This is a genomic window from Rhodococcus sp. DMU2021 (assembly GCF_019641445.1).
GTDB lineage: Bacteria > Actinomycetota > Actinomycetes > Mycobacteriales > Mycobacteriaceae > Rhodococcus > Rhodococcus pyridinivorans.
In genome coordinates this window covers 244435-259255 of the sequence record NZ_JAIFKB010000003.1, presented here as the reverse complement: position 1 = coordinate 259255, position 14821 = coordinate 244435, and the positions used below count along the sequence as shown (strand labels likewise).

The following is a 14821-nucleotide window of genomic DNA, read 5'->3' as shown; positions in this document are numbered from 1 at the left end:
CCGGACGCAGTGCGATCTAGAGCAAGGCCGCCGCAGCCACCGCGACGGCAGAGACCGTGCCCTCGGTGACCGCGCCGAGCACGTCGCCGTTCATGCCGCCGAAGCGCGCGACGCAGTGACGGGCGAAAAGCACCGAGGCGACCAGCACCACCGTGACGACGAGCGGTCCCACCCAGAGCGGACCGGGCAGGCACACGAGCGACAGTGCCACCGCGGCCACCGTCCACACCGTGATCGGCACGACACCCTGCGTCCCCGCCACGAGCGAGCCGAAGCCGCTGCCGGGCGCTGCCGGGACACCGCGCCGGCACGCGACGACCACGGCCACACGTCCGGAGAAGACCGCGAACCCGACCGCCCCCCACGCGTCGGTGTCGACGAGCGCACCGAACGAGGCGGCCTGCAGACCGAGGACGACGACGAGCGCCGCCACACCGAAGGGACCCGCGCCGCCGCTGTGCATCACCTCGCGCGCCCGCTCGGGCGGGCCGTAGCAGCCGAGACCGTCGGCGGTGTCACTCAGGCCGTCGACGTGCATTCCGCGGGTGCCGACCGCCAGCACCCCGACACACACCAGGCCCGTCACCAGTGGTGGCGTCCCGACGGCGGAACCGATCAGGCAGAGGGCTGTGGCCGCGGCGGCGAGTACGGCACCGGCGATCGGCGCCGCGGAGATCGCACGTCCGGCGACCGTCCGGTCGATCTCCGTCGGGCCTCGCGCGGGCAGGACCGTCAACCACGACAGGGCCAGCGCGACCCCGCCGAGCCAGGCGCGGATCATCAGTCGGCGTTTGCCGGGACGCTCTCGTCGCGGGTGCTCACGCCCGCTTCGGAGAAGGTGGCCATCTGCGCGAGAATCGCGACCGCACCTTGCAGCACCGGCAGCGCCGTCACGGCTCCCGATCCCTCGCCGAGGCGCATACCGAGGTCGACGATCGGTTCGAGCCGGAGATGACGCAGCGCGATGGTGTGGGCGGGTTCGGCCGACCGGTGACCGGACACCCACCAGCGTGCCGCGCCGGGTGCGAGTTCCTCGGCGACCATCGCAGCAGCGGTGACGACGACGCCGTCGAGGATCACCGGCGTCCGGCGGACCGCGGCCTGCGCGAGGAATCCCGCCACCGCAGCGAAGTCCGCGCCACCGGCGGTGCGCAGCAGGGCGACGGGATTGCGTACGTGGGGCCGCGCCCGCCACATGGCGTCGCGGATCGCGGTGACCTTGCGCATCCACCCCGCGTCGTCGACGCCGGTGCCGCGGCCGACCGCGGCCACGGGTTCGGTGGAGGTGAGGATGGCGATGAGAACGGTTGCAGGAGTGGTGTTCCCGATCCCCATATCGCCCGCGACGAGGAGATCGGCGCCTTCGTCGACCTCGCGGTCGGCGAGCGCACGGCCGGCCTCGATCGCGCGGACCGTCTCGTCGTGCGTGAGCGCGTCCTCGCGGTCGATGCTGCCGCTCGAGTGACGGATCTTGAACTCGGACACCTCGGGGGAGGTGTCGCTCTCGACTGCCATGTCGACGACCCGCACTCCTGCGCCCGCGGCGGCGGCGAGCACGTTCACGGCGGCGCCACCCGCGGACAGGTTCGCCACCATCTGCGCGGTGACCTCCGGCGGATAGGCCGAGACCCCGTTGCGCGCGACGCCGTGGTCACCTGCGAAGACCACGACCCGCGGTCGGCGGAAGGGATGGGGCGGGACCTCGCCCTGACAGGCGGCGACCCAGCACCCGAGTTCCTCGAGCCGTCCGAGTGAGCGGGCGGGTTTCGTCAGATCCCGCTGGCGTTCCTCGGCGGCGACGCGTGCTTCGAGATCGGGTGGGTCGACGCGCGGGAACTCGACGTCGGCGGGGGAATCGGAACCGCTGGTCACAGGTCACCTCTCGGACGGATCTTCACGCGAGAACGCTATCAACCGCCCGCTCTGGCAGAAATCCGATGCTATGCGTCATCACTGCCACTTCTCGGCGATCGGATTCGGTCGGAGGATCGAGACATGATCGAACTCACAGTCACCGTCCTGGTCCTGTCCACCCTGATCATCGGTCTCGAGGTGCTCCGCCGGCGGACCGCTACCGCGCCGGCCTGGGTCCGGCGCGCGCCCTGGCGACTCCACTGGGAGCGCCCCGCACGGACGACTCGGCCGCGGCACCGCATGTCGCAGGACGTGCAGGCCGCGGCCGAGATCCGGAGCTACCGCCGGTGGTGTGCGGGGCGCCTCACAACTGAGGTCGCCGGGAGGTCAGACGGCGTCCCCCGGGCCGACCCGGGGGAGCGGTGCACGCAGCTTCTTGATCTGGGAGGCGCGCACGAAGGCGTACCAGCCGAGGCCGAAGCCACCGTCGGTCGAATCGGGGAAGCGCTCGCGCACCTTCTTGTTGACCATTCGCCCGAGATAGATGCCCTCGATGATCATCAGGAACATCATCACGAACATCGCGAGCGTGACGTACTGCTGCACCACCGGCCCGAGGAACATCGACATGATGAGCACGAGCGCGAGCGGCATGAACAGGCCGACGAGATTGCGCCGGCTGTCGACGATGTCGCGCACGTAGGCGCGCACTGGGCCGCGGTCGCGGGGGAGCAGGTACTTCTCCTCGCCCGCGAGCATCCGGTTGCGACGCTCGGACGCGTCGGCGCGACGCTGCGCGGCGGCCGCCTTGCGCTCCTCCTTGCTCTGCGACTTGCGCGCGGCCTTGCGGCGCTCGCGGGCTTCCTTCGCAGTCAGTGGAGCGGGGGCGACGGGACCGCGACGACGGTTCTCGGCGTCGCGCCGTTTGGGCGTCGGACGCCCCTTACCGGTCGTCGTCTTCGCGGACGCGGAATCGTCGGGAGTCGCGGCCGGGGAGTCCTCGGTCGCAGGAACCTGGTGATCGGCGGAGTCGTCGGAACCACCGCGGCGTAGCAACTTCACACCACCAGGCTATGGGATAGTGGAGAGAAGCGGGAAATTCCGCACGCCATACCACGCTCGGCGCAACTCGTCCACGAGGAATAGATTCCGGCGCGGTACCGTTGAACCATCGGGTTTCGACACGAACGACAGGGAGCGCCCATGACTGTGCAGCAAGAGACCGATACTCACGGCGTCATCCTGACCGAGGCCGCCGCTGCGAAGGCGAAGGCACTGCTCGATCAGGAGGGCCGCGACGACCTCGCACTGCGTATCGCCGTGCAGCCCGGAGGCTGTGCCGGTCTGCGGTACCAGCTGTTCTTCGACGACCGCACGCTGGACGGCGACCTCACGAAAGAATTCGCCGGTGTGACGCTCGCCGTCGACCGGATGAGCGCGCCGTACGTCGAGGGTGCGTCGATCGACTTCGTCGACACCATCGAGAAGCAGGGCTTCACCATCGACAACCCGAATGCCACGGGGTCGTGCGCCTGCGGCGACTCGTTCAACTGAACCGAGAACGCACCTCGGAACCCCGGCGCTTCACGGCGCCGGGGTTCCGTCGTTTCCGCGGTAGTACCGTGGGACCGCTCCGGCTCTCCGTGTGAGCAGCCACACCATCGACATCCGCGGAAAGGCTCAGCCACGTGACCATCGCCGTGACCGGCTCCATCGCCACCGACCACCTCATGCGCTTTCCCGGCCGGTTCGCCGAGCAGCTGCTCGCCGACCAGCTCGCGCACATCTCCCTGAGCTTCCTCGTCGACGACCTCGTCGTCCGGCGCGGCGGAGTGGGCGGCAACATCGCCTTCGCGATGGGTGTCCTGGGCGGAACGCCGGTGCTCGTCGGCGCCGTCGGCGCCGACTTCACCGAGTACCGCACCTGGCTCGAGGACCACGGGGTCGACTGCTCGTCGGTGCGGATCTCGCAGACCGCCCACACCGCCCGCTTCGTGTGCACTACCGACCTGGACATGGCGCAGATCGCCTCGTTCTACCCCGGTGCGATGTCCGAGGCCCGCGAGATCTCCATCGCCGACGTGGTGAGCAAGCACAGCGTCGACCTCGTGCTCGTCGGCGCCAACGATCCCGACGCGATGATCCGGCACACCGAGGAGTGCCGCCGGCTCGGCGTCCCGTTCGTCGCCGACCCGTCCCAGCAGCTCGCCCGCCTGGACGGGCAGCAGGCCGAGCAGCTCATCGACGGCGCCGAGTACCTGTTCACCAACGAGTACGAGTGGGGACTGCTGCTGCAGAAGACCGGTCTCACCGAGGACGAGGTGCAGGCGAAGGTCGGCATGCGCATCACCACCCTCGGCGGTGACGGCGCGACGATCGTCGACCGCGACGGCAACCAGGTGCAGGTCGGTGTGGTGCCCGAGCGCGCAAAGGTCGACCCCACCGGTGTGGGCGACGCCTTCCGCGCCGGCTTCCTGCTCGGACACCGCTCCGGTCTGAGCATCGAACGGGCCGCGCAGCTGGGCTCGCTGGTCGCGGTGCACGTCCTCGAGACCACCGGCACGCAGGAGTGGAACTTCGACCGCACCGACGCCCTCAAGCGTCTCGCCGACGCCTACGGCACCGCCGCCGCCGACGAGATCGGCGCGATTCTCGGCGCCTGAGCGGCGGAACACCCGATCCTGGAAACGCGACGGCCGCGAACATCCCTGGGGATGTTCGCGGCCGTCGCGTACGGGTCGGGTGATCAGATCTCGACCGGGTAGGCCGGCTCCTGGATCTGCGGCACGATGCGCTTCTCCACGAAGATGCCGTGCCAGACCATGAAGCACAGCACCGTCCACAGACGACGGCTGTGATCGATCGGGCCGGTCCGGTGCTCGTCGAGCATCTTCGCCACCGCGCCCTTGTCGAGCAGGTGATCGGTCTGCGACTCGGCGATCACCTCGTGCGCCCAGTCGAACAGCTCCGTGCCGGCCAGCCAGTGCCGCAGCGGCACCGGGAAGCCCAGCTTCGCGCGGTGCAGCACGTGTGGCGGGACGATGCCCTCCAGCGCCTGCCGCAGCGCATACTTCGTCGTCTGTTTCGTGATCTTCTGGTCCAGCGGAACCTGCGACGCCACCCGGAACACCTCGGAGTCCAGGAACGGCACGCGCAGCTCGAGCGAGTTGGCCATCGTCATCTTGTCGGCCTTGACGAGGATGTCGCCGCGCAGCCACGTGAACAGGTCGAGATGCTGCATCCGTGCCACCGGATCCCAGCCGGCAGACTGCGCGTAGATCGGGGCGGTGACGTCCTGGTGCGTCCATTCCGGACGGAAGTCGCGCAGCACCGAGCGCAGCTGCGCGTCGTTGAAGCTGCGGGCGTTGCCGTAGTAGCGCTCCTCGAGCGTCATCGAGCCACGGTGCAGCAGGCTCTTGCCTCGGGTGCCCTCGGGGATGTGCTCCGAAAGCTTCCCGGCAGCCCGGCGCAGCGCCGGCGGCAGGAACTCGAACGGACGCAGCGACAGCGGCTCGCGGTAGATCGTGTAACCGCCGAACAGCTCGTCGGCGCCCTCACCCGACAGCACGACCTTGACGTGCTTGCGGGCCTCCCGGGCGATGAACCACAGCGGCACGAGCGCCGGGTCGGCCACAGGGTCGTCGAGGTACCAGATGATCTCGGGGATAGCCGCGGCGAACTCGCTGGGGGAGACCACCCGCACCACGTGCCGGGCACCGATCGCGGCCGCCGACTCTGCGGCGACGTCGACCTCGGAGTAACCCTCCCGCTCGAAACCCGCGGTGAAGGTGATGAGCTTCGGGTTGTGGCGCATCGCCAGCGCGGCGATGGCCGTCGAATCGATGCCACCCGAGAGGAACGACCCGACGGTCACGTCGGCGCGCATGTGCTTGGCCACCGAGTCCTCGAGGGCCTCGGCGATCTCGCGGTAACGATCCTGTTCGCGGCCCGCCGCGAACGGCCGGACCGGGAAGGTGGGATGGAAGTATCGCGTGATCTCCGGCTCGGCGCCGGGCGTGATACGCGCGTAGCAGCCCGACTCGAGGCGGCGGATCCGCCGGTGCAGCGTCTCGGGCTCGGGAACGTACTGCAGCACCGTGTAGTGCTCGATCGCACGAGGATCGAGCTCGGTGTCGATGCCGATCACGTCGGCGAGCTCCAGCAGACTCTTCTTCTCGCTGCCGAAGGCGGTACCGCCGGTGCCGGTCGCGAGGAACAGCGGCTTGATGCCGAACGGGTCGCGGGCGACGAACAGCTCGCGGGTGTGCGTGTCCCAGATCGCGAAGGCGAACATACCCCGCAGGCGCTGGACCGCGCGCACTCCCCAGTGGTGGTAGGCCGCGACGATCGCCTCGCTGTCGCCCTCGGTCGCGAAGGAGGTACCGAACGTCTCGGTGAGCTCCTTGCGCAGTTCGAGATAGTTGTAGATCTCACCGTTGAAGGTCAGCGCGTAGCGGTCGGGCTGCTCCGGCGGGCCCCAGCGCAGCGGCTGGTGCGAGTGCGCGATGTCGATGATCGACAACCGGTTGAATCCGAAGACGAGGTCGGCGTCGTGCCAGGTGCCGTGCTCGTCGGGGCCGCGATGGCGCAGGCAGTGCATCGCGGAGTCCACCTTCGCGACGGCGTCGTCGCTGGTGCCGTCAGTGGTCAGAAACCCGAGCAATCCGCACACGCGTGGGTTACCTCATTCCGGTCGGGGGTGTCGCGAAGAACCCCGGTGGGTGCCCAGCGCGGGACACCGCACCGCGCATGACACCGGGAACTACCACTCGGGGTCCGGCGTTGGTTCTACCGAAGTATGCCGCAGACGGTCGACATCGGGCAGCCGCGCCCGGACGCCACCGACGATCACTCGCCCGACAGGAGAAAACCGACGTCACGAGCCGGGTCTTCCGGTCGAAACGCCCAGTCCGACACTTTCTTCGTGCCCCGGCGATGGATAGCGCCCGGGTTTGGTCTACGCTGCGTAGTAATTGGGCCGGCCCTCCGGGTGTGCCCTAGTGGAATTGCGGCGATCAGGAAGGCGTGAACGTGGCGCAAGGTCGGATCCTTCGGCGGTTCGGGCTCGCAGCATCACTCGGCATTGCAGCCTTGGTGCTGACCGGGTGCTCGAGCGAAGAAATCCTTCGTTTCGGCTGGCCGGAGGGCATCACTCCTCAGGCCGAGCGTATGCGTGAACTGTGGACGTGGTCGGTTGTCGCCGCCCTCGTCATGGGAATTCTCGTGTGGGCACTCACCTTCTGGGTGATCATTGCCTACCGGCGTCGGAAGGACGATCCGGAGTTCCCGCGTCAGACGGCATACAACGTGCCGCTCGAGCTGGCCTACACCGCGGCGCCGTTCGTCGCCGTGTGTGTCCTCTTCTACTTCACGGTCGTGGTGCAGAACTACGTCCTGGAGAAGGAAGACAACCCGAACGTCGTGGTCGACGTGACGGCGTTCCAGTGGAACTGGAAGTTCGGCTACCGGACGATCGATCTGCAGGACGGCACGGCCCCTTACAACGGTATCGACGAGGTCGCCGAGGCGGCAGTCGCACAGGAGCCGTTCGACCCGTCCACCGCGCACGGTGAATCGGGTGAGGAGCACGAGGCTCCGGGAGCGATCCACGGCAAGCCCGCCGAGGACCTGTCCTACCTGCACTACGACAAGATCGAGACGATCGGCACCAGCGAAGAGATTCCGGTGCTCGTTCTTCCCACCGGGAAGCGCATCGAGTTCCAGCTGGCGTCCTCCGACGTCATCCACGCCTTCTGGGTGCCGGAGTTCCTGTTCAAGCGCGACGTGAACCCGAACCCGCGTGAGAACAACTCCGATCCGGTCTTCCAGATCTCCGAGATCGAGCGTGAGGGCGCGTTCGTCGGCCGCTGCGCCGAGATGTGCGGCACCTACCACGCGATGATGAACTTCGAGGTCCGCGCGGTCAGCCCGGAGGACTTCGCCCGGTACATCGAGCTCCGCAAGCCGGTCGAGGACGGCGGCGAAGGCCTGTCGAACGCTCGTGCGCTCGAAGCCATCGGCCAGAGCCCGATCGCGACCTCGACGACTCCGTTCAAGACCGACCGCACGGATCGGTCGGCGACCGTCGCCGCAGGCGAGTGACGGCCACCCCCTCCGACAAGGACAAGTGCTGATATGAAGATCGAAGCCAAGCTCTTCGAGGTCGTGACGGTGTTCTTCGTGCTCGTCGCCATCGTGTACGGCGTGTTCACCGGGCTCTCGGACAAGGGCATCGAATGGGCCGGCCTCACGGCCATCGTCCTCTCCGCCGGTCTGACCCTGATCGTCGGAACGTACTTCCGCTTCGTTGCTCGTCGTCTCGACACCCGTCCCGAGGACTACGAGGACGCCGAGATCAGCGACGGTGCGGGCGACCTCGGTTTCTTCAGTGCGGGTAGCTATTGGCCGATCCTGCTCGCCGGCGCAGCAGCGTTCGCCGCCGTCGCACTGGCCTTCTACCAGCCGTGGATGATCGTCCTCGCGGTCGCGCTCATCATCGCGGCAGCAGCCGGCCTGGTGTTCGAGTACCACATCGGACCCGAGAAGCACTGAGCCGGTACCCTCGACCACACGGGCGCCGCACCTTCGGGTGCGGCGCCTGCGTCGTTTCCGTCGTCGTTCTCGAGGTTCAGTTCTTCAGGGAGCCCGACGCGTGGTGAGGACGACCCTCGCGGTCGCTGCGACCGTACGATTCGGATCGTCGGTCAGAGCCTCGAGCGCGTCGTCGGCGGCCGACCCGGGGATCTCCGCGAGTGCCTGCGTGAGACGTAGCCGGACACCGGCATCGTCCGAGCCGCCGAGCGCGTGCTGCAGCAACCGCACGATCTCGGCGGACGACAGCGGCCGATCTGCGAGCAGGCCGAGTACCTCGGCGGCCTCGACGTCCGACCGGCCCTCCACGATCATCTCTACGAGCACGGGGACGGCCACGTCCACCCCTCGCGCCCCGAGCGTCAGAGCCGCCGTGGAACGTGCTTTGGGATCGGTGTCGTCGAGGGTCCCCTCCAGGAGCCTCGTCGATTCGGGCACACGGAGTTCCGCGAGTGTCGCGATCGCCCGTCGCCGCACCGGCACCTCGTCGGAGTGAAGGCCCTCCGCGAGTGCCGGCAGCGCAGCGTCGAATGCCTCCGCTGCTCGGGCGAGCGACCAGCGCAGCGCGCCGGCGACGAACGGATCCTCCTCCGACAGCGCCGCCCGGACCAGCGCTGCGACCGGCAGCGTCGTGTCCTCGTCCTGGGACAGGATCGCCTGCTGGCGGCGGGAGCCGGAATCGGATTCGAACGCGCGCAACAGCGCGACGAGGCGCAGGACGTCGTCCCAACCGCTGGGGGAGGCCGAGTCGACGCCTTCGAGACGAGCGAGGAGTTCGGTCTCGGCGGCGATCCGTCCGCGCGTGTGCCGAATCAGCTCCTGCACCAGATCCGCCGGAGCGAAATCCGGTTCCCCCAGCGCACGTCCGACCTCGTTCAGCGACAGGCCGAGACTCCGGAGACTCTCCACGTGGAAGAGCCTCCTGAGGTCGTCCTCGGTGTACTCGCGGTAGCCGCCCGAGGTACGGCCAGTCGGCGTCACCAGCCCCAGGCGGTCGTAGTGCCGCAGCATGCGGCTGCTGACACCGGAGCGCCGCGAGACCTCACCGATCAGCACCGGCTCACTCCCGGATACCGTCCGCGCCGAGTGCGGCGACGCGTTTCGCCGACTCCACAGAGAGGACGAACGCGCTGTCGGGGTCGACGCGGATCCGTTCGGTGGCCTCCGCGTGAGCGCGGACGCGCGGGTCGGGGCTGTTCATCGCCGTGTCCAGGACCGGCGCCGCGGCCTCGTCGAGTGCCGCGAGAGCGCGACCGAGGCTCAGTTGTAGGTCGCGGTCGCCGCGGCCCAGTTCGGCGCCGAGAGCCGCAGCGAGGCCGCTTTCCGAGCCCGGTGGCACGAGAGCGACCGCCGCGCGCCACGCGCTGCGTGCCACCTCGTCGTGCTCGTCGTGGAGCATCCCCGAAACCTTCGGCCATGCGACGGGATCGCCGATCTTCGACAACGTGTGCAGGGCCTGACTGCGTGCCTGCGAGACATCCGAACCGAGCTCGGCGAGCAGACGCGGCACGGTCACCCCGGCCGGCAGACGGCACAGCGCCCAGGTCAGCATGTCGCGGACGAAGAAGTCCGGCTCCACCGCGCACCGGTCGACGAGAGCGGTCACCGTTTCGGGATCGGGTGCGGTACCCGACTCGAGTGCGGCGCGCAGACGCACGGAGGCGTCGTCGGCGGACAGGGCCTCGACGAGGCGGGTGGACAGGGCCTCGACGAGGCGGGTGGACAGGGCCTCGACGAGGCGGGTGGACGGGTCCTGATGTGTGCGCATGGGAGGCACCTCCTTCACGACCCATTCGAGCGCTTGTCACAGTGTCAAGGTCAAGACGTACGCTCCGGACGATATCCGGTGGGGGATGGGAGAACCCCCGAACGACGAACGGGGCCCCGGACCGTGATGGTCCGGGGCCCCGTTACGAGCCGCTGATGCGGATCAGTGCTGCGACTTGTCGGGCAGCTGGGCTGCGCCGTCTCCGTTGCCGTGGACGCGCTCCTGGTACTCGCGGAGCGTGTTCCGCAGCTCGAGCTCGGCCTCGTGGTGGGCGGCCTCGAGAGCGGCGGCCTCGTCGGCCGGGTCCGCGCTCCACCAGCTGCCGGAGCCGGGCTTGCCGGCGGTGCCGAGCTTGTTCATCCGCTTCGGAACCGGGGCGGCCTGGTACTCCAGCGGGATCGGGTGGCCGTGCTCGTCCACCGGGCCGAGCGGCTGGTGGATCTCGATGTACTCGCCGGTCGGCAGGCGACGGACGATGCCCGTCTCGATGCCGTGCTCGAGCACCTGACGGTCGCTGCGCTGCAGACCCAGGCAGAACCGGTACGCGATGTAGTAGGCGAGCGGCGGGAGCAGGACGAGACCGATGCGGCCCATCCAGGTCGTCGCGTTGATCGAGATGTCGAACTTGTACGCGATGATGTCGTTGATACACATGATCGTGGCGACGGCGTAGAACGCCAGGGCCATGAACCCGATGCCGGTGCGGACCGGCACGTCGCGCGGACGCTGCAGCAGGTTGTGGTGTGCGTCGTCCTTCGTGAACTTCTTCTCGATCCACGGGTAGACCGTGAGCACAACGAACACCAGGCCCATGATCAGCGCGATCCAGAACGGCTGCGGGATCGTGTACCGGCCGAACAGGTACAGCTCCCAGGCGGGCCAGATACGGGCCATGCCGTCCGTCCACATCATGTAGATGTCGGGCTGCGAGCCGGCGGATACCTGCGACGGGTTGTACGGGCCGATGTTCCAGACCGGGTTGATCTGCAGCAGGCCGGACATCAGGGCGAGCACCGCGAAGGTCATCGCGAAGAAAGCACCCGACTTGACGGCGAAGACCGGGAGGATACGAACGCCGACGACGTTCTGCTCCGTGCGGCCGGGGCCGGGGAACTGCGTGTGCTTCTGGTACCAGACCAGCGCGAGGTGCGCGGCGATCAGGGCCAGGATGATGCCCGGGACGAGCAGCACGTGCAGGACGTAGAAGCGCGGGATGATCAGCTCACCCGGGAAGTCGCCACCGAAGATCGCCCAGTGCATCCACGAACCGATGATCGGGATCGAGAGCGTGATGCCCGAGAACGCGGCGCGGAGGCCGGTGCCCGAGAGCAGGTCGTCGGGGAGGGAGTAACCGAAGAAGCCTTCGAACATCGCCAGGATGAGCAGCAGCGAGCCGATCACCCAGTTGGCCTCACGCGGACGCCGGAACGCACCGGTGAAGAACACGCGCAGCAGGTGGACGACGATCGACGCTGCGAACATCAGTGCTGCCCAGTGGTGGATCTGTCGCACGAACAGACCACCGCGGACCTCGAAGGAGAGGTTCAGGGTCGTCTCGTAGGCGCGGGACATACCCACACCGCGCAGCGGCGTGTAGACGCCCTCGTAGATGACGTGCGCCATCGAGGGGTCGAAGAACAGGGTGAGGAAGATACCCGAGATCAACAGGATGACGAAGCTGTAGAGCGCGATCTCACCCAGGAGGAAGGACCAGTGGGTGGGGAACACCTTGTTGATCTGGCGGCGGATGCCCGCGGACAGGTGGTAGCGAGAATCGAGATTCTCGCCGATCTGTGCGGCGCGGGACGGGGTTGCAGTACTCACGGGCGACGCTCCCAGAATGCCGGGCCGAGTGCCTCGATGAAGTCACCGTTGGCGACCAGGAAGCCCTCTTCGTTCACTGTAATCGGAAGCTGCGGCAGTGCGCGAGCAGCGGGACCGAAAATCGGCTTGCCGTACTCCAGCGCATCGAACTGCGACTGGTGGCACGGGCACAGGATGCGGTGCGTCTGCTGCTCGTAGAGCGAGGTCGGGCAGCCGAGGTGCGTGCAGATCTTCGAGTACGCGAAGTAGTCGCCGTAGTTGAAGCTCTCCTGGCCCTTGCGCTTGACGACACGCTCGGTGTCCTCGGTGCGCAGGCGGATGAGCATGACGGCGTTGCGGATGCCGCGCAGGCTCTGCAGCAGAGCGTGGTCGTCACCGCGATCGGACTCGCGGAACGGGAACACCGTCTCCATACCGCCGGCGTCGAGGTCCTCCGGGCGCACCAGGACGATGTCCTGGGGGCGACCGGTGTCGCGACGCAGGTAGATGGTCTCGCCGGGGTAGCGCGGAGTCCAGCCCGACACCCACAGCGACGACTGGTCACCCTCGGCCCACGGATTCTTGATCAGGCCGCCGAGCGGCATGATCAGACCGAGGCCGAGCGCGCCACCACCGAAGATCGCGGTGCGCTTGATCAGCTTACGGCGCGGCAGGGTGGACGTCTCGAGCGAGTCGGAGAGCTCGGCGACGATCGTCTTGCGATCGACCTCGGGCGAGCCGCCGTCGTGCCGATCCTGGATCGACACCTCCTCGGGGATGAACTTCTTGGTGAACTGCACCGCGCCCACGCCGATGCCGAGGATGGACAGACCCAGGGTCAGTCCGAGCATCGGGGTATAGAGGCTGTACCAGCCGTAGTTCTCGTCGCCGATGCCCTGGTACTCCCACGGCCAGAACAGGTAGATCGCGATGAACGCGACACCCGCGATGCCCGCGAGGGCGAACCAGAATGCGACGTTGCGCTCGGCCCGCTTCTCGGCACGCGTGCCTTCGACGGGCCAGCGATCCTTGCGGAACGCGACGTCGACGCCGTCGAGGTTCGTGCCGAGCGTGACGAGATCGTCCCGGCTCATCCGGTCGAGATCTTCGACCGTGTGCTTGTTCGGCGTTTCGCCGCCACTCATGACCTTGCTCCGATCCACAGTGCAGCGCCGACGACGGCGACCATGCCGACGACCCACATGGTCGGCCCTTCGGCACCGGGGCCGAAGCCGCCGAGCCCGTAGCCACCCGGGTCTCTCGTCTCACTGGCGGACTTGATGTACGCGATGATGTCCTTCTTCTCCTCGACCGTCAGCTGACGATCGGAGAACTTCGGCATGTTCTGGGGGCCGGTGAGCATCGCGGTGTAGATCTGCTGCTCGTTGGCCGGATCCAGGTTCGGTGCGAACTTGCCGGACGAGAGCGCGCCGCCGCGTCCGGTGAAGTTGTGGCAGGACGCGCAGTTCTGGCGGAAGAGCTCCGAACCGCGTCCGATGTCGTTGCCGCGCAGTGACGACTGGGCGATCTCGCCGTTCTCGTCGCGGATGACCGTCGGGCCTCCACCGTTGGCCTGGATGTACGCGCCGAGCGCGTCGGTCTGCGCAGCGTCGAACTTCGGGTCCTTGCGGAGGGCCTGGGCCTCGTTGCGCATCATCGGCATGCGGCCCGAGGAGACCTGGAAGTAGACGGCGGCCTCGCCGACACCGATGAGGCTGGGACCGCGGTCCTGGACGCCCTGAAGATTGACACCGTGGCAGGTCACGCAGGAGGTCTCGTAGAGCTGCTGACCCTCGCGGATCAGAGCGCTCTGGTCGTCCTGCGCTGTAGCCACCTGCGGGGCAGGTGTCAGCGCGGAGGCGATGAAGCCTGCGCTGAGGAGACCGAGCGCAAGGACCAACGCTCCGGTGACGCGCCGGCGCATCTTGCGCTGGCGGCGGGACTTCGCAGCATCGGCTGCAGAGGATCGACCGGGCATGTCACCCTCGGAGGCGAGAGGTGGGGATGAACTCATCTGTATCCCTTTTTTTATGTCGGGACGGACTGGACGTCAGGGGGCTGCCTGGGCGTTCAGCTGGCTAACGGATGAAATAAATCGTGGCAAACAGCGCGATCCAAACGATGTCGACGAAGTGCCAGTAATACGAAACGACGATGGCCGCAGTGGCCTGTGCAGGCGTGAACTTGCTGACCTTCGTGCGGAACAGCAGGAACACGAATGCGATGAGGCCGCCGATGACGTGCAGGCCGTGGAAACCGGTGGTCATGTAGAACACCGAGCCGTACACGCTGCCGGGGATGGTCGTGCCGTCCTTCACCAGGGTGATGTACTCGTAGCCCTGACCGAGCACGAAGAAGGTGCCCATGCCGAGGGTGATGATGTACCACCGTCGCAGGCCGAAGACGTCGCCGCGCTCGGCGGCGAAGACGCCCAGCTGGCAGGTGAAGGAAGAAGCGATCAGCACCATGGTGATCGGTACCGCCAACCACAGGTTCAAGTGGGTGGGCGGGGGCGGCCACATGCCCTCCGGGGCCTGTGCCCGTGCCACGAAGTACATGGCGAAGAGCCCTGCGAAAAACATGAGCTCACTGGACAACCACACGATGGTGCCGACGCTGACCAGGTTGGGCCGGTTCAACGAGTGCACGCGCTGTGTGATTGCAGATCCTGAAGTCCCTACTGCGCTCGTCACGCTGGCTAGTATGACCCGTCGTAGTACGTCTTGGGCAATCGGGGCCGAAATCGGCGCGTCCGTGCAGGTCCCGGACCTGTATTTCTCCAGGTGGGCACTCGGTGGCGGGTGC

Annotated in this window: 14 protein-coding genes; 4 read left to right on the top strand and 10 right to left on the bottom strand. The window is 67.8% G+C overall.

Annotated elements, in window-relative coordinates:
• Positions 1-16: 16 nt before the first annotated feature.
• From K3M35_RS07185 to K3M35_RS07175, 3 genes are all read right to left on the bottom strand, one after another.
• Positions 17-781 (bottom strand): adenosylcobinamide-GDP ribazoletransferase, encoded by a 765-nt coding sequence (locus K3M35_RS07185; protein ID WP_220666203.1) that lies wholly within the window; start codon positions 779-781, stop codon positions 17-19.
• A complete protein-coding gene (cobT, locus tag K3M35_RS07180) occupies positions 781-1872 on the bottom strand; it encodes a nicotinate-nucleotide--dimethylbenzimidazole phosphoribosyltransferase (RefSeq protein ID WP_220666202.1) in 1092 nt (363 codons plus the stop codon). Before cobT ends, K3M35_RS07185 begins: the two co-directional genes overlap by 1 nt.
• A gap of 369 nt (positions 1873-2241) precedes the next feature.
• Positions 2242-2916, bottom strand: a complete 675-nt coding sequence (locus K3M35_RS07175; RefSeq protein WP_220666201.1) for a DUF3043 domain-containing protein — start codon at positions 2914-2916, stop codon at positions 2242-2244.
• A gap of 141 nt (positions 2917-3057) precedes the next feature.
• Here K3M35_RS07175 and K3M35_RS07170 point away from each other — a divergent pair, with 141 nt between their 5' ends.
• Together K3M35_RS07170 and K3M35_RS07165 are read left to right on the top strand one after the other, a co-directional pair.
• Positions 3058-3408: an iron-sulfur cluster assembly accessory protein gene (locus K3M35_RS07170; protein ID WP_006554400.1), complete on the top strand. Its 351-nt coding sequence runs from the start codon at positions 3058-3060 to the stop codon at positions 3406-3408.
• A gap of 134 nt (positions 3409-3542) precedes the next feature.
• Positions 3543-4517 carry a carbohydrate kinase family protein gene (locus K3M35_RS07165; protein WP_006554399.1) on the top strand — a complete coding sequence of 325 codons (975 nt, stop codon included), beginning with the start codon at positions 3543-3545 and terminating at the stop codon, positions 4515-4517.
• Between the two features lie 83 nt (positions 4518-4600).
• On the opposite strand, the gene asnB is transcribed toward K3M35_RS07165, so the two are convergent.
• Positions 4601-6526: an asparagine synthase (glutamine-hydrolyzing) gene (asnB, locus tag K3M35_RS07160; RefSeq protein ID WP_220666200.1), complete on the bottom strand. Its 1926-nt coding sequence runs from the start codon at positions 6524-6526 to the stop codon at positions 4601-4603.
• Positions 6527-6879: 353 nt separating this feature from the next.
• Between asnB and K3M35_RS07155 the strand changes: the two genes are divergently transcribed.
• Positions 6880-7956 carry a cytochrome c oxidase subunit II gene (locus K3M35_RS07155; RefSeq protein WP_006554397.1) on the top strand — a complete coding sequence of 359 codons (1077 nt, stop codon included), beginning with the start codon at positions 6880-6882 and terminating at the stop codon, positions 7954-7956.
• A 33-nt stretch (positions 7957-7989) separates the two neighbouring features.
• The gene (locus K3M35_RS07150; RefSeq protein WP_220666199.1) at positions 7990-8406 is read left to right on the top strand and encodes a cytochrome c oxidase subunit 4; all 417 of its coding nucleotides are present in this window, start codon (positions 7990-7992) and stop codon (positions 8404-8406) included.
• 84 nt (positions 8407-8490) lie between these two features.
• Here K3M35_RS07150 and K3M35_RS07145 read toward each other — a convergent pair whose 3' ends face one another.
• From K3M35_RS07145 to K3M35_RS07120, 6 genes are all read right to left on the bottom strand, one after another.
• Positions 8491-9501, bottom strand: coding sequence for a HEAT repeat domain-containing protein (locus tag K3M35_RS07145; RefSeq protein WP_220666198.1), 1011 nt, complete (start codon positions 9499-9501; stop codon positions 8491-8493).
• Positions 9502-9505: 4 nt separating this feature from the next.
• Complete coding sequence (locus K3M35_RS07140; protein WP_228044532.1) at positions 9506-10213, bottom strand: HEAT repeat domain-containing protein; 708 nt, start codon at positions 10211-10213, stop codon at positions 9506-9508.
• A gap of 162 nt (positions 10214-10375) precedes the next feature.
• Positions 10376-12037 (bottom strand): cytochrome bc complex cytochrome b subunit, encoded by a 1662-nt coding sequence (locus K3M35_RS07135; RefSeq protein ID WP_220666197.1) that lies wholly within the window; start codon positions 12035-12037, stop codon positions 10376-10378.
• Positions 12034-13161, bottom strand: coding sequence for a ubiquinol-cytochrome c reductase iron-sulfur subunit (locus K3M35_RS07130; protein ID WP_006550010.1), 1128 nt, complete (start codon positions 13159-13161; stop codon positions 12034-12036). The genes K3M35_RS07135 and K3M35_RS07130 overlap by 4 nt, the downstream gene beginning before the upstream one ends.
• Positions 13158-13994, bottom strand: coding sequence for a c-type cytochrome (locus K3M35_RS07125; protein WP_183079267.1), 837 nt, complete (start codon positions 13992-13994; stop codon positions 13158-13160). The genes K3M35_RS07130 and K3M35_RS07125 overlap by 4 nt, the downstream gene beginning before the upstream one ends.
• Before the next feature lie 100 nt (positions 13995-14094).
• Complete coding sequence (locus K3M35_RS07120; RefSeq protein ID WP_006550008.1) at positions 14095-14709, bottom strand: heme-copper oxidase subunit III; 615 nt, start codon at positions 14707-14709, stop codon at positions 14095-14097.
• Positions 14710-14821 lie beyond the last annotated feature (112 nt).